This window comes from Collinsella sp. AM23-17 (assembly GCF_003470945.1).
Lineage (GTDB): Bacteria > Actinomycetota > Coriobacteriia > Coriobacteriales > Coriobacteriaceae > Collinsella > Collinsella aerofaciens_O.
Map to the genome: position 1 here is coordinate 77,350 of NZ_QRHU01000004.1, position 20,569 is coordinate 97,918.

The 20,569-nt window shown below is 62.7% G+C and carries 14 protein-coding genes; 13 read left to right on the forward strand and 1 reads right to left on the reverse strand.

The window, feature by feature from the left end:
- Positions 1-5 precede the first annotated feature (5 nt).
- The 9 genes from DW645_RS02585 to glmM all read left to right on the forward strand — a co-directional run bounded on the left by DW645_RS02585 (position 6) and on the right by glmM (position 12,325).
- Positions 6-983, forward strand: coding sequence for a hypothetical protein (locus tag DW645_RS02585; protein WP_118226137.1), 978 nt, complete (start codon positions 6-8; stop codon positions 981-983).
- Between the two features lie 2 nt (positions 984-985).
- On the forward strand, positions 986-1,792 hold the full coding sequence (locus DW645_RS02590) for a hypothetical protein (RefSeq protein ID WP_117634339.1): 807 nt from the start codon (positions 986-988) through the stop codon (positions 1,790-1,792).
- Positions 1,793-1,852: 60 nt separating this feature from the next.
- Positions 1,853-2,602 (forward strand): signal peptidase I, encoded by a 750-nt coding sequence (locus tag DW645_RS02595; protein ID WP_117634337.1) that lies wholly within the window; start codon positions 1,853-1,855, stop codon positions 2,600-2,602.
- The gene (locus DW645_RS02600; protein WP_117786086.1) at positions 2,595-4,295 is read left to right on the forward strand and encodes a hypothetical protein; all 1,701 of its coding nucleotides are present in this window, start codon (positions 2,595-2,597) and stop codon (positions 4,293-4,295) included. Before DW645_RS02595 ends, DW645_RS02600 begins: the two co-directional genes overlap by 8 nt.
- A gap of 69 nt (positions 4,296-4,364) precedes the next feature.
- Positions 4,365-6,602, forward strand: coding sequence for a DUF2357 domain-containing protein (locus tag DW645_RS02605; RefSeq protein ID WP_118226139.1), 2,238 nt, complete (start codon positions 4,365-4,367; stop codon positions 6,600-6,602).
- Complete coding sequence (locus DW645_RS02610; RefSeq protein ID WP_117786088.1) at positions 6,602-7,306, forward strand: signal peptidase I; 705 nt, start codon at positions 6,602-6,604, stop codon at positions 7,304-7,306. Before DW645_RS02605 ends, DW645_RS02610 begins: the two co-directional genes overlap by 1 nt.
- 125 nt (positions 7,307-7,431) lie before the next feature.
- Complete coding sequence (locus tag DW645_RS02615) at positions 7,432-8,454, forward strand: DMT family transporter (protein WP_199575473.1); 1,023 nt, start codon at positions 7,432-7,434, stop codon at positions 8,452-8,454.
- A 143-nt stretch (positions 8,455-8,597) separates the two neighbouring features.
- Complete coding sequence (locus tag DW645_RS02620; protein WP_117790185.1) at positions 8,598-10,910, forward strand: DUF4012 domain-containing protein; 2,313 nt, start codon at positions 8,598-8,600, stop codon at positions 10,908-10,910.
- A gap of 83 nt (positions 10,911-10,993) precedes the next feature.
- Positions 10,994-12,325, forward strand: coding sequence for a phosphoglucosamine mutase (glmM, locus tag DW645_RS02625; RefSeq protein WP_117786090.1), 1,332 nt, complete (start codon positions 10,994-10,996; stop codon positions 12,323-12,325).
- 213 nt (positions 12,326-12,538) lie between these two features.
- Here glmM and DW645_RS02630 read toward each other — a convergent pair whose 3' ends face one another.
- Positions 12,539-14,113, reverse strand: coding sequence for a carboxypeptidase M32 (locus tag DW645_RS02630; protein WP_118226141.1), 1,575 nt, complete (start codon positions 14,111-14,113; stop codon positions 12,539-12,541).
- A gap of 505 nt (positions 14,114-14,618) precedes the next feature.
- On the opposite strand from DW645_RS02630, the gene pheS reads away from it, so the two are divergent.
- The 4 genes from pheS to DW645_RS02650 all read left to right on the forward strand — a co-directional run bounded on the left by pheS (position 14,619) and on the right by DW645_RS02650 (position 20,532).
- On the forward strand, positions 14,619-15,695 hold the full coding sequence (gene pheS, locus DW645_RS02635; protein ID WP_118226143.1) for a phenylalanine--tRNA ligase subunit alpha: 1,077 nt from the start codon (positions 14,619-14,621) through the stop codon (positions 15,693-15,695).
- A 160-nt stretch (positions 15,696-15,855) separates the two neighbouring features.
- A complete protein-coding gene (pheT, locus tag DW645_RS02640) occupies positions 15,856-18,309 on the forward strand; it encodes a phenylalanine--tRNA ligase subunit beta (RefSeq protein WP_118226144.1) in 2,454 nt (817 codons plus the stop codon).
- Positions 18,310-18,635: 326 nt separating this feature from the next.
- The gene (cbiM, locus tag DW645_RS02645) at positions 18,636-19,718 is read left to right on the forward strand and encodes a cobalt transporter CbiM (RefSeq protein WP_118226145.1); all 1,083 of its coding nucleotides are present in this window, start codon (positions 18,636-18,638) and stop codon (positions 19,716-19,718) included.
- A complete protein-coding gene (locus tag DW645_RS02650) occupies positions 19,696-20,532 on the forward strand; it encodes an energy-coupling factor transporter transmembrane protein EcfT (protein WP_118226172.1) in 837 nt (278 codons plus the stop codon). Before cbiM ends, DW645_RS02650 begins: the two co-directional genes overlap by 23 nt.
- Positions 20,533-20,569 lie beyond the last annotated feature (37 nt).

Below are 20,569 nucleotides of genomic sequence, written 5' to 3' on the forward strand. Positions count from 1 at the left end.
GTGGCATGCAAGATAAGAAGCAGATGCAGCTAGACGGCAGCGAGGCAGAGACGGCGCGCGTCAACACGGCGGCAACCGCCGCCTTCGAGCCCACCGAGCCCGCAACCACCACCCGCCACCACACCCGCCGCGCGTGTGCTTACATTGCACTCGTTATGGTGGCGCTCGCCGCCACCTTGGGCGCCGCGACCTACGCCTGGTTTACCAACAACATGAAGGTCAACACCAATTCGGTGAGTGTGCACAGCGACACGTCCAAGCTGGTGCTGGAGCTGGGCGACGCCGATCGCGGCAGCTGGTCGCAGCAGGGCGATGTTTCCCTGACTTCCAATGCGACTGGCGCCGTGACGCTCTATCCGGTCTCGACCTTCGATCTCAACGGCTTTGCTGCCTGCGCGCAAAACAACTCCGCCGGCGATGCCACGGTGTTTGAGCAGGCAAAAGACAACGGTTCAGCGTTCTACCACGGCTGGATCAATCTGCGCCCCACCATTACCGGAACGGGCGCCAGCAAAGTAAAGGGTAAGGTCAGCTTGTATCTGGCCGAATCGCTGGTCCCGCAGGGCGCCGATGCCGATCTGCTACGCGCGGCCCGCGTGGGCATAAAGATCTCGAGCGGCAACCAGGTGCTTGCCGCCAACATCTTTGAGCTCGATAGCTCCGATAGTGGTCACCGCGCCGAGCACCCGGCGACTGCCCCTGCAGGCCTGGCGGGCTACACCGAGGGCATGCTCCTGGGCTGGCAAAACGGTCAGCTCACCTGCGGCGCCAACGTGACGCAGGACCCGGCCACCTTTACGCTGGACACGAGCGAGACGGCCGAGCGCCCGCAAAACTCGCTCGCCACGCTGGCGCTGGGCCAGATCTATCGCCTGGACATCTATTACTACATCGAGGGAACCGACCCCGATAGCGCCGACTACCTGCATCAAGACCCGGGCACCCTGCACCTGGCGCTCTTTGCGACCCTGGACGGTGAGTAGCCATGACGCGTAAGCAACCCGCCGCCAGCTGCACGCCCGCCACCGGCAAGCCCGCCGGCGCCGCCGCGCCCGCCGAAACCGACCTGCGCCGCAAGCTCACCACCACTGTGGTGCTGGTGCTGTTTGCCCTGGTGGCAATAGCCATGGCAACCTTTGCCTGGTTTTCCATCGCCGATAGCGCCAAAACCCGCATGCTCATGATCGACGCCAACGCCGACGGTTCGCTGCGCTTTGACCTGGACGAGCATGCCACGTTCGACGAATACGTCCACAGCCTGGGCTTCGACCAGATCTCGGCGCGCATCGCCAGCGAAAAGGGCGTGGACATCGACGCGTCCAAGCTCAAGCCCGTCACCACGAGCGACTACCAGACCTTCACCTTCGAAGACGGCTCTACCGCCGACCCCGCCACCGGCGCCTACCTGGAGTTCACGCTGCACTTTATGAGCAGCACGGACTTGCGCGTTCGCCTGACCGGGCAGGACGGCGACGGCGGCGTGTCCGGCACGCGGTTTAGCTCCGACACGCAGGGCATGGCCAGCGCCATGCGCATGAGCTTTACCGCCGATGGCCACACCTGGGTCTACAACCCCAACGGAGGCGGGGGCTCGTCTGGTGCGGCCACCGTCTTTGGGCTCGACTCGGGAGCAGCGAACGCTGCCAGCGACATGTTCGACCTAATAAAAGATACGGACAAGCCGGTAACCGTTCGCATATGGCTCGAGGGAACGGACCCAAATTGCACTAATATGCTAAAGGGAGCTAACTATTCGGTTTCGATGCGCTTTGAGGGCATCGAAGAACAGTAGATATGCACGGCGGCCACCGGGCCGCGCACGACCTAGTCAGACACGGTAGTAAGGGACATCATGCAATCTGTTAAAAAAGCCGCACCCATCGCACTGAGCGTCGTCATGTGGATCATCATCCTGGTAGCGGCCCTGTACGCGTTCACCACGCTCGCCACGCGCGAGGACGGCAGCGTCTCGGACATCGCCGGCTTCACCCCGCTCGCCGTGCAGTCCGACTCCATGGCGCCCACGTTTAACAAGGGCGACCTCATCGTCATCCAAAAGTGCGACACCTCCAAGCTCGAGGTGGGCGACATCGTGACGTTCCACACCATCATCGACAACGAGTACGCGCTCAACACGCACCGCATCGCCGCGATCGACGAGGTCAACGGCATGCGCAGCTTTACCACCAAGGGCGACAACAACGACGTGGCCGATACGCACATCATCAGCGACGGAGACATCGTTGGTAAGTACCTGTTCGCGTTGCCGCAGATGGGCAAGGTCATGGACTTCCTGTCCAGCTCCATGGGCTTCCTCATCGTGATTGTCCTGCCCATGCTGCTGTTCTTTATCTACCAGGTGTATCACCTTATCGTGGTGGGCATGAACCTTAAGCGCGCTATGGCCGAGGAGGACCGCCTGGCCGCCGCGGCTGCCATCGTGGACGCCGAGGGCAAGGGTGACACCGCCACCGTTGCCGCCGATAACGCCGCCGAGCAGCTCGCCCAGGCCGAGGCCAAGCTCGAGGAAGCCCGTCGTTTAAAGGCCGAGGCCGAGGCGGCGATGAACGCGACCAAGCAGGAGGATACCGACGGTGAGTGAGTTTCTGGGATTTGCCTGGGAGCTGCTGGCAAAGGTCGTCTATAACGTCGTTGCCGTCGTGAGCTCTATCCTTAACCTGCTGGTGTTTGGCTGGGTTGAGTACTTCAACATCTTTATGACCTACTTCACCACGTTTGACCTGGTGGGCAAGATCGGTGCGGTCATTCTGTTTGCCATGCTCATCGCGGTTCCCGTGCTGATCGTGGCCATTCTGGTCCACCGCTACCGCATCAACCGCCGCCTGCATCGCGACGACACGTCCAACAAGGCGCTCTATCGCGAGATCGGCCGCCTGAACAAGCAGGTGCTCGACCTTATGGACGAGAAGAACAAGCTGCTGGCGCTCAAGGTCAATGCCATGGGCGGCACCAAGCAGATTCCGTACGTGGGTGCCTCGGCCCTGGCCGACGACCACCTGCCCACGGTGGGCAACGTGGTGGGCGCCGCTGCGGGCGCCGGTACGGCTGCTGGCGAGGGCGCTGCGGCGACGGCCGTCATGTCGGGCAACGCGTCGCTCGCGCTCGATGGCGAGGGCGTCAAGGATGCCGCGGCCGCCATGGCCAAGGCCACCGTCGAGGCCAAGACCCTTGCCGAGGAAAAAGAGATCGCCCAGGCCAACCGCTTCCCCAAGCTGTCCCTTGTGGACCTTAAGTACCGCGACTGGGAATCGCCGGCCTACGACGATGCCATCTCGCTGGAGGACTTTGTCGACAGCTTCCGCGCGTTCGCCTGCAGCCAGATGAAGCTCTACTACACGCCTGAGGTCATCCGCCGCTTTGTGGCCGGCATGGCCGCCTCCAAGCTGCTGATCCTGGAGGGCATCTCGGGTACTGGTAAGACCTCGCTGCCCTACAGCTTTAGCCGCTATCTGGATAACCCCGCGACCATCGTGTCGGTGCAGCCGAGTTTTCGCGATCGCACCGAGGTACTGGGCTACTTTAACGAGTTCTCCAAGCGCTTTAACGAGACCGAGTTCCTCCGCGCCGTGTACGAGGCGGGCCTTCGCCAGGACCCGTCCATGATCGTGCTTGACGAGATGAACCTCGCCCGCGTGGAGTACTACTTTGCCGAGATCCTGTCGGTGCTCGAGATGCCCAGCCACGACGAGTGGGTACTCGATCTGGTCCCCACCCAGTGGGCCGCCGATCCCAAGGCTCTGCACGACGGCAAGCTCACCATCCCCGACAGCCTGTGGTTCATCGGCACGGCCAACAACGACGACTCCACCTTTACCATCACGGACAAGGTGTACGACCGTGCAATCCCCATCGAGCTCAACGAGCGTGCCGACGCGTTTGAATGCGAGCCGCACGAGCGCGTGCACGTGACGGCCGACCACCTGCAGTATCTGTTCCAAAAGGCTAAGGTCGAGTACGTAATCGACGACGAGCTGCTCCAGAAGATGCACAAGCTGGACCAGTACCTGCAGACCCGCTTTAAGCTGGCCTTTGGTAACCGTATCATCAAGCAGATGTACGACTTTATCCCCGTGTACGTGGCGTGCGGCGGCACCGAGCTGGGCGGCATGGACTACATCATCGCCCGCAAGGTGCTCAAGAAGTTTGAGTCCATGAACGTGAGCTTTGTGCGCGACGAGATGAAGGGCCTGATCGAGTACATCGAGAAGACCTTTGGCGAGGGCGGCCTGCCCGATTCCGTCATGTACCTGCAGCGGATCCAGAACTTCTACTAATGGCGTAAGTGCGGGGCGGCGTGATGTCGCCCCGCCCCTTTCCGATCGATCCAATCTATGGAGTAACCCATGTCCGAGACCATTCAGGACCTCTATACCAGCTTCTCCGAGCAGATGGAGCCCATCCAGGAGGACAACCGCTACTTCCGCTATCTGTTTGAGATGGCGCAGGCCTCGGGCACCACGATCGAGCAGCAGCGCGAGGAGCTCGTCAAGGTGGTGGACGAGGAATGGATCAGCATGATCGAGGACTCGCTCGACGCCATCAACACCATTATCGAAAAGCCGCGGCGCTTTATCACCACCGAGGAAGAGGTGGTGCCGGTCTCGCTCGCCAAAAAGATCAGCGCCGACAGCGTCCGTCACCTGAGCCAGAACACGCAGTTTTTGGCGCCGAGCGACGATGGCGGCGTCCATCCCACGCGCATCCTCAACGTCAATACCGTCGAGACCTACGATCTGTACGAGAACCGCTTCATCTACCACCTGATTCAGCGCCTGCTGACGTTTGTGGACAAGCGCACCGACGTGATCTTTTGGTCGACGGGCAATGAGATCCGCAACCGCTTTAAGATGCACAGCAAGATCGACGACGCGTACGAAGAGATCGAGTATAACGTCGAGATGACGGTCAAAAACCGCCAGAGCTTTGCCGAGAACGACGCCGACAACATGGACGTCTTTATGCGCATCGACCGTGTGCGCCGTCTGGTCATGGCGCTGCGCGGCGCGTCGTTTTGCCAGATCATGAACGGGTGCAGCGCGGTCCGCAGCCCCATCCAGCGCACCAACCTCATCATGAAGGACCCCAACTACCGCAAGTGCTACCAGCTGTGGCAGTTTATGGAGCGCTACGACAAGGTGGGCTACAACATCGACGTGCAGCAGCAGTCACTGGCGTTCGATGACGAGTACATGGTGCAGATGTACACCAACCTCATTAACAACTACGCCGTCTTTAAGAGCCTGACCGACGACGAGCGCAACCTGCAGGAGCTCGAAAGCGTGCAACACGCGCCGGTGGCGCCCAAGTTTATTAAGGAGATTAAGGAGGTGCAGGTCGATAGCCCCGACCTGCCCGATGTCGAGGTCCGTCGCGTGTTTGTGGAGGAGGTCACGCAGGCCCAGCTCGATGCCGAGCAGGCGCTGGCCGAGGCCCGCGAGCAGATCGAGGAGCTGCAGGGCCAGGTGAAATCCTGGAAGGTGCAGGCGCACGCGTTGACCGACGAGCGCGACGACCTGGTCGACGAGCTGGACGAGGCCAAGACGCGCGAGCTGGCGTTGACGCAGCGCGCTCAGATGGCCGAGGCTGATGTTGAGGAGCTGCAAGGTTCGCTGGAGGATGTCGAGGCGGGCAAGAAAGCTGCCGAGGAGGCTGCTGCCGAGGTGCGCTCGATTGCGGCGGCACAGCTTGAGCAGATGCGCGTCGAGGCCGATGACGAGGTCACGGCTGCTCACGCTGATGCCGATGCAAAGGTTGCGGCCGCCGAGCAGGCGGCCTCCGAGCAGATCGCGCAGGTCAAAAGCGATGCCGCTGCGGCCCTGGCTGCCAAGACGGCTGCCGACGCTGCCGAGCTGCAGGCCGCCAAGGACGCTGCTGCGGCCGAGCTCGCCGCCGTGCGTGAGGCCTCTGCCAAGGAAGCGGCTGCACTGCATGCCAAGCTGGACGCCGCCAAGCTGCAGATCGAGGAAGTGCGGCTGGCGGCCGAGCGCGATGCCCGTGCCGCGCAGGAGGCTGCCGACGTCGCCGCGGCCGAGGCGGAGCAGGCGCTTGCCGACACCGTTGCCGCTGCCGAGGAGAAGGTTTCCGCCGCTCAGCAGGCGGCCGATGCCGCAATCGATGCCGCCCGCGCGGCCGCCGATTCTGCGGTGGAGCGGGCCGCGGTGGATGCCAGCGAGAAGGTCGCCGCTGCCGCTGCCGAGCGCGATGCCGCCGCGCGTGCCGCCGAGGAGGCTCATGCCGACGCCGACGCGCGTGCCGCCGCAGCCGAGCTCGAGGCAGGGGAGCGTATTGAGCAGGAACTCGCCGCCGCCAAGGCCGCGCACGAGCGCGAGCTCGAGGCCGCTCGCGCGGAGATGCAGCAACGCTTGGACTCGTTGGCACACGAGCTGGAGCAGTCCGAGCGCGATCGCGCCCGCGCCGAGCGCCGTGCCGAGGGCAACAGCCTGTCGCGCTATCTGCTGGCTCGCTTGCGCGGAGAGGCCGCCGAGGGCGATGTCGCCACGACCGTTGAGGGAGATGAGACCGACGTTTCGGCATCTGACGCCACTGACGTCGAGCCTTCCGCAAAGGACGCCGACAAGTGATGAAGCACGTGCTCCGCGTGATCAACGTGTTGGCGACCGTGGTGATCCTGGTCGCTTTTGTGGTGCTGCTGCGCACGGTGTTCACGCCCGCCGGCGAGATTCCCACCATCATGGGCTACGGCTTTATGCGCACGCTGACCGGCTCGATGGAGCCGGCGATTCCCGTGCATTCGTTTATCGTCGTCGATACCGACAACAGCCAGGCCTACCAGGTCGGCGACATCATCACCTTCCATTCGTCCGATGACGCGCTGGAGGGTTCGCTCAACACGCATCGCATCGTTGCCGTGGAGGATGCGGCCGACGGCACGCCGGTTTACCGCACCAAGGGCGATGCCAATCCGGTCGAGGATGCTGCGCCCGTGCCCGCCGCCGACGTGGTGGGGCGCGTGGTCTTTGTCTCGGCGGGGCTGGGCGTGGTGGTCTCGTTGCTCACCAATCCGCTGCTGTTCTTTCCGCTTATCGTGGTGCCGCTGATCGTGCTGCTGGTGCTCGAGATTCGCCATATGGTCAAGACAACGCAAGAGGTGGCACGCGCCGAGGACGAGGCCGCCTTGCGAGCCGCCGTTGAGCAGATTCGCGAAAAGCGCCGTCGCGAGCAGGAGGGCCGGGACAGCGACAAGGACCGGGACGATGGCGAGCATGCTGAGGGAAGTGCGGAAGCCGCCTCCGGCGCCCTAGACGATTCCAACCACTCGGCATAGCTTATCCGCGCCTTTCGTCCCTACAGTTTGGACGCTCGTATATGTTCTGAATCGTCCGCATTTCCATATCAATATTCGTGCTACAGTTTGAGCGCTTTGTTGCCAATTGATTTCGGGGGAGTGGAATGGAGCAGGAGCGCACGGCGCAGCACGCACGCGAAAAGGCTTCGGTACCGATGACGGCGGCGGCCGATTTTGTCGTGCCCGAGGGAACTGACGAGCTGAGCCGCAGCACCCGCCGCGCATGGCGCGACCGCCTCAACGACGCCCAGGCGCGCAAGATGGCCCTGGGTACGCTCGCCGCGTTTGTCGGCGGTACGTTTTGGGGTTTTTCCGGCACCAGCGCCAGCTACCTCTTTGACGTGTGCCATATCGAGACGTTTTGGCTGATGAGCGTGCGCCAAGTTATCGCTGGCCTGCTCTTTATGTTCGTTGTGCTCAGAAAAGACCGCGACCGCTTGATCGAGCTGTGGACTACCCCCGCCGATCGCAAGCAGCTCATTCTGTTTACGATTTTTGGTCTGCTGTTCAACCAGCTTTGCTATCTGTCAGCCGTGCGCCTGACCAACGCGGGCACCGCGACCGTCTTCCAGTGCCTGCAGCTGGTGGTCGTCATGGGGTATGCCTGCGTCACCGCGCATCGACTGCCGCGCACGCGCGAGGCGCTTGGCATTTTGCTCGCTTTGGGCGGAACGTTTTTGATCGCCACGGGCGGCGACCCCAGTACGCTCAGCATCTCGCCGATGGGTCTGCTTGCGGGCCTTTTGTGCGCCGTGGGCGGTGCCTGCATAGCAATCATCCCTGCCGGAATCCTCAACAAATACGGAAGCCCGGTCGTCACGGGCTCGGCCATGCTTTCGGCGGGAATCGTGATGAGTATCTTTACCCAGCCGTGGGCGCATATGCCGGCGCTCGGGCCCTCGGGTGTCGGTGCACTCGCGATATTTATTGTGGTGGGGTCGTTCTTCGCCTATATGTTCTACATGCAGGGCGTTAAGGAGATTGGCTCGGTGCGCGCGAGCCTCCTTGGAACCATGGAGCCGGTTTCGGCCACCATCACCAGCGCCCTTATGCTGGGAACGGTGTTTTTGCCCACCGACCTGGCGGGCTTTGCCATGATTATCGCGATGGTGTTCCTCACGGTGTAGCTGGCGCCAAGACGGAAAAGGTGCTGTGCCACATTTTCGCCAATTGATGTCCGTGTCTGGAGTTTAGCTGTCGATGCTCAAAATGCCATAAACTAGTAACGTTATGGACTTTTTCATTGCGACTCAATTGCGAGGATTTCTTTATGGCTGGTAATCACTTTAAGGGCAGCGATAGCGGCCGTCCTGCAGTTCCGCCGCGTCCGAACGGGGCTGGTAAGGCCGGCACGCCGGGCGGCGCTGGGCAGGGCGGTTCCGGTAAGCGCGTGTCCCCGGGCGAGACGGCGATGTTTACCGCTCTGTACGAGCAGTCTCAAAAGGCAAAAAAGACCGGCCGTGCAAGAGGGAATGTCTTTGCGGGCGGTGCGACCTCCACGTCGCAGCCGAGCGGGGCTCCTTCGGTACCTGCGAACAACGCAAGTGCCGCCAACGCCGCGAATGCCGCCGGCAACGTTAATGCCGGCAAGGCAGCCAACAATACCCCCTCTGCCGGTGGCGCGGGGCTTACGGGTAACCTTGGCACGATTTACACCGGCGCCTCCGAGACCGGCACGTTCGCCCGCCTGGATGATAGCGGTGCCCAGTTTGCGGGCTCGGGTTCCAAGGAAGATTATTACGATTTTGGCTTGAACTACGGTAGCGACGCTTCGTCGAGTTCGACCTCTGACGGTCTGGTCCGTCATCGCCATCGCAAGGGCGAGCGCAAAAAGCGTCACACTGGCGCCATTATTGCCGCTGTAGTCGCGGTGCTTCTCGTTGTGCTTGGCGCAAGCGGCTTTATGCTGCTTAACTCGGCAAAGACCGTAAAGAGCGAAGCGAAGGAGGCTGTCGAGATCGTCGGTGGCCTTAAGGACAAGGTCACGTCGGGCGATTTTTCGACGCTGCCTGACGACGCGAAGAAGATCGATGAGCTCTGCGACAGCATGAAGGCGGAGACCTCGAGCCCGCTGTGGACGGCGGCTTCGTTTATCCCGGTGTATGGCAGCGACATCAATGCGGCCCGCACCATGATCGACGCCCTGTCCGATGTCTCGAGCAATGCGCTGGTTCCCATGGCCGATAACCTTTCGCAGGCCACGCCCGGCAAGCTGTTTCAGGACGGCATGATTAACGTGTCCGCGCTGCAGGCGGTCGCCGATTCGCTTTCCAGCAGCTCGAAGGTGTTCAAGAGCGCCAACGAGAAGATCCAGGGCATTGGCGATACTCATATTTCCCAGGTGACCGAGCTGGTCGATAAGGCCAAGGACGGCTTTGCCACCCTCAACGGCGCGGTTGACGCGGCGGAGAAGGTCGCCCCCGTCCTTCCCCAGATGCTCGGCGCCAACGGCCAGACGCGTAACTACCTTGTGTACGCCATGAACAACGTCGAAATTCGTGCCTGCGGCGGCTTTGGCGGTTCGCAAGGTTTGATTTCGGTCACCGACGGCCAGATGTCGATTGGCGAGTTTGTTCCCCGCATTGGGCTCAGTGAGGATGAGGCAGTCGAGAGTGTCGACGAAGAGGATGAGGCGCTGTTCGGCAACCACAGTAACCTGTACAACTCGGGCAATACCTATTCGCCTGATTGGCCCCGCAACTCGCAGCGTGTCGCCGCGCTGTGGAAGTCCCAATATGGGCAGGACGTTGATGGCGTCGTCGGCATCGACCCGGTGTTCCTGCAGTATCTGCTGGGCCTGGTCGGTAACGTGTCGCTGCCCGACGGAACGGTTGTCGACGGCACCAACGCCGCAAAGGTCCTCATGCACGATGTGTACTGGAACTATCCGGTCGAGGAATCGGATGGCATCTTTGCGGCTGTTGCCAGCGCCGCCTTCGACAAGATTCTCGGTGGCATCGGTGACGTCGACGTTACAAAGCTTGTCGGTGCATTCGAGCGCGGTGCCGAAGAGGGCCGTCTGATTGCTTGGATGAGAAACGATGATGAGCAGAATGCCATCAAAGAGACGGGCATTGACGCTTCTCTGCCCGATCCGGATGATCCGAGTGCCGAGCCCGTTGCCGGCGTTTACTTTAACAACCTGAGCTTCTCCAAGCTCGACTGGTACCTGAACGCCGATACGCAGATTGGCCAGGGCGTCAAGAACGGCGACGGCACGTGCTCGTATCGCATCACCGTTACCCTGACGAACATCATGACGCAGGAGGAGGCAGGCAAACTGCCCGACTACGTCGCGGCGAGCGCGCCCGATGCCGCGCGCGACGACGAGCGTCTGAATGTCTCGTTGTTTGCCCCGACGGGCGGCAACATTACTGATCTGACCGTCGAGGGCACCCAGTTTGGTCTTGGCGCCGCTACGTGGCATGGAATCCCCTTCTATTCGGGCACCGTTGACCTGCATGCTGGCGAGACGACGACGATCACATATACGCTGACCACGTCAGCCGAGGCGGGGGACAAGCCGCTTACGCTGCGTCAGACTCCTACATGCCAGGCGGCTCGCGACAGCGCGTCGGCGTAGGGTTTTTCTGGTAGCGCAGATAATCGAGTACCATTTTGGGGCGGACAGGCAATCTGTTCGCCCCTATTTTGTAAGGAGAGCGCATGAAGTACTTTGGCACCGACGGCTTTCGCGGTGAGGCTAACGTTGGGCTGACGGTAGAGCACGCTTATAAGATTGGCCGTTTTGTGGGCTGGTATTACGGCGCCAACCGCGAGCGCAAGGCGCGTGTCATCGTGGGTAAGGACACGCGTCGCTCGAGTTATATGTTCGAGGCGGCGCTGGTGAGTGGCCTGGTCGCGAGCGGTGCGGACGCCTATATGCTGCACGTGATCCCCACGCCGGGCGTAGCGCATCAGACCGTGGAAGGCTGCTTCGATTGCGGCATCATGATCAGCGCGAGCCACAACCCGTTTTGCGATAACGGCATTAAGCTCGTCAATAGCGACGGTTTTAAGATGGACGAGGACGTACTGGAGCTCATCGAGGAGTACGTCGATGGCAAGAGCGAGGTGCCGCTGGCCACGGGCAACCACATCGGCGCCACGGTGGACTATATGCAGGGCCGCAACCGCTACATCGCTTCGCTCATCGCCAGCGCGAACTTTTCGTTGCAGGGCGTCAAGATCGGTATCGACTGCGCCAACGGCTCGGCTTCCTCGGTGGCCAAGCCGGTGTTTGACGCGCTCGGTGCCGACGTGCGCGCGATCAACGCCGCGCCCGATGGCTTTAACATCAACGTCGACTGCGGCTCCACGCATATGGAGCGCCTGCGGCGCCACGTGGTGGAGCAGGGCCTGGACGTGGGCTTTGCCTATGACGGCGATGCCGATCGCTGCTTGGCCGTTGACGAGCGCGGTCGCGTGGTAGACGGCGACCAGATCCTGTACGTGTGTGGCGTGTATCTGAACAAGCACGGTCGCCTTTCGGGCGGTACCGTGGTGCCGACGATCGCCAGCAACTTTGGTCTGGTCAAGTCGCTGGAGCTTGCCGGACTGAGCGCCGTGACCAGCGGCGTGGGCGACCGTCACGTGTATGCCAAGATGCGCGAGGGCGGCTACAGCCTGGGCGGCGAGCAGACGGGCCATACGATCTTTGGCGATATCGAGCGCACGGGCGACGGCATTATGACCTCGCTGCGCGTGATGGAAGTGATTCGTGCCGAGCGCGAGACGCTCTCGCAGCTCACGGCTCCGTGCAAGCTGCTGCCGCAGGCGCAGGTTGCCGTGCGCGTAGCGGATAAGGACGCCGCGCTCGAGAACATGGGCGTGCAGAACGCCATCGCCGAGGCCGAGACTGCGCTGGCAGGCGAGGGCCGCGTGCTCGTGCGCAAGAGCGGAACCGAGTCGGTTATCCGCGTGCTGGCCGAGGCGCCCGACCAAGCATCCGCCGATGCCGCCATGAAGCGCATCGCAAGTGCTTTGGAAGCTCTTTAGTTACGCTGTTTTACCAAACCGCGTAACTGCTCGACGCTGCAAACGGCCCCAAGCGGCAATCTGACATTCAATTTCACCCGGCACTTGGGGACGTTCCTATTGTGCCGGCATGAAAGGAACGTCCCCAAGTACCGGGTCTCTGGCTTAGATGAAAAAGGGGCGCCGCGGAACCAACCCGCGGCGCCCCCTTTGCGTTGGCGTGTCGCCTAAGCTTTACAGCTGATACAGCGTGGTGAACTTGTCCTGCAGGTAGCTGCAGTAGTAGCGGGCGTCAAAGGCCATGCCGCAGGCGCCCTTGATGAGTTCCGGCGCGTCTTTGGCGCGGCCCCACTGCCAAATGTGCTCGCCCAGCCAGGCGCGGACGGGTGTCAGATCGCCGCTCGCACAGGCGCCGTTGAGGTCGACACCGTCGCGGCACATGGCCGGCACAAACATGGCGTCGTAGGCGCTGCCCAGCGCATAGGTGGGGAAGTAGCCAAACGAACCGCCGCTCCAATGCGTATCCTGCAGGCAGCCGTGCGTGTCGTCGGGAACTGGAATGCCCAGGTACTCGTCCATAAAGCGATTCCAAAGCACGGGGATGTCCTTGGCCGTGGCTTCGCCGGCAAACAGCATACGCTCAATCTGGTAACGCACCATAATATGCAGCGGATAGGTGAGCTCGTCGGCCTCGGTGCGGATCAACGACGGCTGCGCGATGTTCACGGCGCGGTAGAGCGTGTCTTCGTCGACGTCGCCGTAGACCTCGGGCGCGTGACGACGCAGCACCTCGAGCAGCGGTCCCATAAAGGCGCGGCTGCGACCAACGGTGTTCTCAAAGAAGCGGCTCTGGCTCTCGTGGATGCCCATGGAGGTGCCGCCCTCCAAGCACGTGCGCGCATAGGCGGGATTGACGCCCAGCTCGTACATGGTGTGCCCGGCCTCGTGGATGATGCTGTAGACGTTGGAGATGCAGTCGTCCTCGTAGATGTGCGTCGCGATGCGCGCATCACCCACGGCAAAGCCCTCGCTAAACGGATGCTCGGTAAAGGCAAGCGTGGTGTCGTCCAGGTCCAGGCCGACAAGCTTCATAAGGTCGAAGCTCATGGCGCGCTGGGCAGCCTCGGGCACGTGGGCGTGCAAAAAGTCGGCAGCCGGCTGCTGGCCGCGCTCGCCGATGGCGTGCACGAGCGGCACGACCGTGGCCTTGACCTCATCGCAAAACGCATCGAAGCTCTTGGCGGAAAGGCCGCGCTCGTACTGGTCGAGCCAAACGTCGTATGGATCGCGCTTGGGGTCCATGAGCTCGGCCTGATGCTTAAGTTGGGCGACGATTCTATCCACATAGGTCTCAAAGCTCGCCCAGTCGTTGGCTGCCTTGGCCTTGTGCCACACGGCGTCCGCCTCGCAGGTGAGCCTGGTCCAGGCCTCGGCTTCTTCGGTGGGGATGGCACTGGCCTCACGTTGATCGCGGCCGAGCACACGGATCTCGTCGAGCAGCTGAGGGTCGTCGATTTTGCCGCCGGCGACGGTCTCGCGCGCCAGCGAGCGCACGAGCTCGACAGACTTTTTGCTGGTCAGGAGCTTGTGATGCTCGCCGGCAAGGGTGCCCATGGCGTCGGCGCGGGCCGCGGCGCCGTTGGCGGGGGCAATCGTCGCGCCATCGAACTCGGCAATCTTGAGCAGATACTCGCGGGTCCACAGCTTGCCCTCCAGCTTGCGGAACTTCTTGACGGCCTTATCGATCTTCATGCCCTTGGACGCCTTGCCCACGGCGGCCTCGGCCTTCTTATCGTGCTTCTTTCCCATGCTATATCCTTAATCTCGCAGGTCGCCCGTCGCATGCGGCGGCGCGGCCAGTTTGCACAGCTACTTGCCTTGTACCCAGCGCGAACAAAACGGAACGCGGCGATGTGCACGCAGGATGTGGTATCCTATAGCCCAATGCGTTGACGGAGAGGGTTTTGCCCGCCGCGTCGCCGGCAAGAGAGGGAAGGTCATGGGCTGCAAGCCTTCCTGCGGTGGCAAGGGCCAAGCGTTCACTCCCGAGCAGCAACCTCAACGGGCGCGCGGCCACGCGGCGGCAAAGCCCCAGTAGGGAAGCCGTGAGCCTCGCGAAAAGGGGCAAAGAGTGGGCGCGGCGGGCCAGACATCCGCCGGGTCAAACAAGGTGGTACCGCGGAATTCAACCGTCCTTGGGCAATGCACATGCCCGAGGACGGTTTTTTGTTACCGAACCGGGCCGCACATTCGTAAGCATCGGGCGGTGCCAGCCGCCCCGGCAAGCGGATGCGCGAGAGACGAAAGGGAAGACATGAGTCTGATTGATGATCTGGTCAAACTCGAGGAAGAGGCCAAGGAGCTCGTCACTAGCGCCGACGACGCCGCAAAGCTCGAGGCCGCGCGCGTTGAGCTGCTCGGCCGCAAGGGCCGCATCACCGGCCTGATGCGCATGATGGGCAAGCTCGCCCCCGAGGATCGTCCCGTCATGGGCAAGCGCGCCAACGAGATGCGCCAGCTGATCGAGGGCATGCTTGACGAGCGCACCACCGAGATGAAGGCCGCCGCTCTCAAGCATGCACTCGAGCACGAGGCCGTCGACATCACGCTGCCGGGCATCCGTCCGCAAATCGGTCACCAGCACCTGATCAAGCAGATCATCGAGGAGGCCGAGGACATCTTCTGCGGCATCGGCTACACCGTCGAGTCCGGCCCCATGGTCGACACCTCCTACTACAACTTCACTGCGCTCAACGCCCCCATGGATCACCCGAGCCGCTCGGCCCGCGATACCTTCTACGTGGTCGACAACAACCCCGGCAGCGTCGCGCACCCCGAGGCTCACGCCCACGGCGAGTCCGACGTGCTGCTGCGCACCCAGACCTCGGGCGTGCAGATCCACACCATGGAGTCGCAAAAGCCGCCCATCTACATGATCTGCCCGGGCACCGTCTACCGTCCCGACACGGCCGACGCCTGCCACCTGCCGCAGTTCAACCAGATCGAGGGCCTGGTCGTCGACGAGGGCATTACCTTTGGCGATCTGAAGGGCACGCTCGACTACTTTGTTAAGTGCATGTTTGGCGAGGACCGCAAGACGCGTTACCGCCCGCATTTCTTCCCCTTCACCGAGCCCAGCTGCGAGGTGGACGTGAGCTGCCACGTCTGCGGCGGCAAGGGTTGCAACTTCTGCAAGCACAGCGGCTGGATCGAGATCCTGGGCTGCGGCATGGTTGACCCCAACGTCCTGATCAACTGTGGCATCGACCCCGAGAAGTATACCGGCTTCGCCTTTGGCATTGGCGCCGAACGCGTCGCGGCCCTGCGCTACGACCTGCCCGACCTCAGAACGCTCATGACGGGCGATATGCGCTTCTTAAATCAGTTCTAGGCCCGGCGGCTTTCCCAAGCACCGCACCTTGCCTTTCAATCGTCGGTTGCGTACCTAAGTACGCGGCCCTCCTCTTTCAAGGCAATCTGCGGCACTTGGAAAACCCGTCTCCGTTGCAGTTTTTGGCTCAAAGCCGCATTTATGAAAGGAGACCAGTTAGATGCGCGTTTCTTACGACTGGCTCAAGACCATGATCGATATTCCGGAGGATCCCAAGACCCTTTCGGACGAATATATCCGTACCGGCACCGAGGTCGAGGCGATTGACACCGTGGGAGAATCCTTCGACCACGTGGTGACCGCCAAGGTGCTCACCAAGACCCCGCACCCCGATAGCGACCACATGTATGTGTGCTCGGTCGACGTGGGCGACAAGAACCTCGACGCCGATGGCAACCCCGCTCCGCTGCAGATCGTCTGCGGCGCGCAGAACTTCGAGGCCGGCGACCACATCGTCACGGCCATGATCGGCGCTGTCCTGCCCGGCGACGTCAAGATCAAGAAGAGCAAGCTTCGCGGCGTCGTGTCCATGGGCATGAACTGCTCTGCGCGCGAGCTCGGACTGGGTGGCGACCACTCCGGCATCATGATTCTGCCCGAGGACACGCCCTGCGGTATGCCGTTTGCCGAGTACGTGGGCTCGAGTGATACTGTGCTTGACTGCGAGATCACGCCCAACCGTCCCGATTGCCTGTCCATGATCGGCATGGCCCGCGAGACCGGCGCCATCTTCGATCGCGATTTCCACGTTGATCTGCCCGCCATCAAGGCCGAGACCGGCCGCGCGACCGACGACGAGCTTTCGGTCGAGATTGCCGACGAGGGCCTGTGCGACCGCTACGTTGCCCGCATCGTGCGCAACGTCAAGGTCGGCCCGTCGCCCGACTGGATGGTCAAGCGCCTCAACGCCCTGGGCGTGCGCCCGCACAACAACATCGTCGACATCACCAACTACGTGATGATGCTCACCGGCCAGCCGCTGCACGCCTTTGACCTCGACACCTTTGCCGAGCGCGATGGCCACCGTCGCGTGGTGGTTCGCGCCGCCCAGCAGGACGAGAAGTTCACGACGCTCGATGGCGAGGAGCGTGTGCTCGACGCCGGCATGGGCCTCATCACCGACGGCGAGCGTCCCGTGGCGCTGGCCGGTGTCATGGGCGGCATGGATTCCGAGATCGAGGACGATACCGTCGACGTGATGGTCGAGAGCGCTTGCTTCAACGCCGGTCGCACCTCGCACACCAGCCGTGACCTGTCGCTGATCTCCGACGCCTCCATCCGCTTTGAGCGCCAGGTCGACGAGACCGGCTGCGTGGACGTCGCCAATGTGACGTGCGCGCTTATCGAGGAGATCGCCGGCGGCGAGGTCGCCCCCGGCTATGTGGACGTGTTCCCCGCGCCCAAGACCATCGACAGCATTAGGCTGCGCCTGGCCCGCGTGCATGCCATCTGCGGTGCCGACATCGAGCCCGACTTTATCGAGCGTTCGCTCACCCGTCTGGGCTGCACCGTCGAGCGCGACGGCGAGGACTTCATGGTCACGCCGCCGAGCTTCCGTCCCGACCTGCCGCGTGAGATCGACCTGATCGAGGAGGTCCTGCGCCTGTGGGGCATGGGCCGCGTGACGGCGACCATCCCGGCTGCCAAGAACCACATCGGCGGCCTGACCCGCGAGCAGAAGCTCACCCGCAAGGTCGGCGAGATCCTGCGCGCCTGTGGCCTCAACGAGACCACGACCTTTGGCTTTGCCGCCCCGGGCGACCTGGAGAAGATCGGTATGTCCACCGAGGGCCGCGGCTGCCCCGTGGTTCTCATGAACCCGCTGGTGGCCGAGCAGACCGAGATGCGCCGCTCGCTGCTGCCGGGTCTGCTGCAGTCTGTGGCCTACAACGAGGCCCACGGCACGCCTAACGTGCATCTGTACGAGGTCGGCAGCCTGTTCCACGGTCGCGAGAACGCCAGCCTGCCCAAGGAGACCAAGTCCGTGGCGGGTGTGCTCTCGGGCCAGTGGAGCGAGCAGTCCTGGAACATGAAGTACCGCAAGCTGCGCTTCTTCTTTGGCAAGGGCATTGTCGAGGAGCTGCTCGCCCAGCTGCGCATCGAGAAGGTTCGCTTCCGTCCCGTCGAGGGCGAGGGCTACGCTTTCTTGCAGCCGGGTCGTGCGGCCGAGGTTCTGTCCGGCGGAACCGTGCTGGGCTGGGTCGGCGAGATTCACCCCGAGGCGCGCGAGGCGATGGGCATCGATGAGGTCGTCGTTGCCTTTGAGCTCGATTTGGACAAGCTGATCAAGGGCGCCCGCAACCAGGAGAACTATCGCGAGTTCTCGCAGTACCCGGCTGTTGAGCATGACCTTGCCATTGTGGTCGACAACACTGTGACCTGCGAGGATCTTGAGCGTCGCATTACCAGTGCCGGCGGCAAGCTGCTCGAGGGCGTGCGCCTGTTCGACGTCTACCGCGATCCGGTCCGCATCGGTGCGGGCAAGAAGTCCATGGCCTTTGCGCTTACGTATCGCTCCGACGACCACACGCTTACCAGCGAAGAGGTCGAGAAGGCGCACCAGAAGATCGTCACCAAGGTGTGCAAGGGCGTAAACGGCGAGGTCCGCTCGTAATCTTTGCTGTTCGGAACCCGCCCCCTGCGGGGTTTTCACGGCAACGTCCTCGCCGCTTCGCGGCTGCGGGATGTTGCCTTAGAAAACCCCTCTCGGGGGCGGGTTCCTGCGCTAACCTTGTTGCGAGCGGACCGCACCTTCTTCCGGGTGACCGGATAGTTGGGAGTGCAAGGGCCCTTTATTGGGCGGTGCGTGGGCCTGGGTTAATAACGTACGTATTGCAAGGGCGTGCTGCGTTGTGGGCGGGGCGCCTTTTTGTTAGTATGCAGAGTCGGTGTTACGGATTGTTAGAAACGTAACACGCAACGTTCTGATTGAGAGGGCTCATGCATATTCCCGATAATTATCTGTCCCCGCAGACCGATGCCGTTATGGCGGTGGCGATGGTGCCCGTATGGGTTCACTGCATCAAAAAGGTGCGCGCCACGTTCGATCGCGAGCATATGGCGTTCCTGGGCATCTGCGCTGCGTTCTCCTTTTTGCTCATGATGTTCAACGTGCCGCTGCCCGGCGGCACCACTGGTCACGCCGTCGGCGGCGCACTCATCGCGCTGCTGCTGGGCCCCGAGGCCGCGGCTATCGCTGTCTCGGTCGCTCTGGCGCTGCAGGCGCTGCTGTTTGGCGACGGCGGCGTTCTGTCGTTTGGCGCCAACTGCTTTAACATGGCCTTTGTGCTGCCGTTTGTCGCTGCTATCGTGTTCCGTGCGCTCAACAGCCGTCTGCACGACAAGAGCTGGGGCACCTCGGTTTCTGCCATCGTGAGCGGTTGGGTCGGCCTGTGCCTGGCGGCCCTGTGCGCGGCAATCGAGTTTGGTATTCAGCCGATGCTCTTCACCAACGCTTCGGGCGCCCCTCTGTACTGCCCCTTCCCGCTGTCCGTGGCTATTCCGGCCATGTTGATCCCGCATATGCTGGTTGCCGGCGTGATCGAGGGCGTGGCGACGTCCGCCATCTACGGCTTCATTAAGAAGACGGCGCCGAGCATTATCGTCGGCCCCGAAGCCGCCGATGGCCAGCTTGCCGCCGATGGTACCGCCAAGAAGACTTCCCTGATTCCCACGCTCATTCTGGTCGCCGTGCTTGTCGTGGCTACGCCGCTCGGCTTGCTCGCCACCGGTGACGCCTGGGGTGAGTGGGACGCCGAGGGCGCCGCGACCGCCGTTCAGGAGGCTGGCGACGACAGCCTGCAGGCTTCGGTCGGCCTCGATACCCCGACCTTTGCCGACGCCCTGCCCACGGGCGATTATCTGCAGGCCTATTCCGAGGAGCAGGGCCTTGGCTTTGCCGGCCAGGCTGCGATGTATATTCTTTCGGGCGTGATTGGCGTGGCGGTGCTCACCATCACATTCCGCCTGGTCTCGCTGACGGTCAAGGAAAGCGGTGCTCATGGCAATAGCCGAGCTGCCTAGTTGGCTTGCGGCCGAGGAGCGTTACGAGCCCGCGGGGGCTCGGCATCGTGTGATGCAAAAGAATGTCCTGCACCTGGCGAGCCTGCTTGAGCGGGTTCGCCTGGGTGGAGGCGCGCACGAGGGCGGGTCGATGGTCGACCGCGCCCTTTCTTGCGTTTCGGCTCCGGTGCGCCTGGTGGGGATGTTCGTTTGCGTCCTGTGCGTGTGTCTGACGCAGAGCCCGCTGTACCTCATGTTGATGGCGGCCATCGCGCTGGTGCTCGTTGCCGTGCGCCCCGTACGCGGGCTGCGTGCGACCTTTGTACCGGCGCTCGGCGCCACGGGGCTTGCGGTGGTTCTGGCACTGCCTGCCCTGCTGCTAGGCGCGTCTGCCACGGGCGCCATGCTCAAGATTGCACTCAAGACGTTCATTAACGTGTCGCTGGTGCTGGGCGTTTCGTGGACGCTCACCTGGAGTCGCATGTCGGCGGCGCTTAAGATGCTGCGCCTGCCCGACGAGGTCATCTTTACCTTTGATATGGCACTCAAGCATATCGAGGTGCTGGGACGCACGGCGCACGATCTGTGCGAATCGGTCATGCTGCGCAGCGTTGGCCGTGCGCCTGAGGGATTTTCGCGTACCGATTCGATCGCGGGTATCATGGGCATGACCTTTATCAAGGCGATGGAGTGCAGCCACGCGATGGACGAGGCTATGCTCTGCCGCGGCTTTGCCGGTGCGTACCCGGCGCCCGGGCGGAGCGGCTTTGGCTGGCGCGATGCGGTTTATGCGGCCGTCGTGGTGCTGCTCGCCGTGTTGTGCGTGGTGCTGTAGCGCGGGCGGCCGAGCCGTCGATGTGGATAGGGAAGGG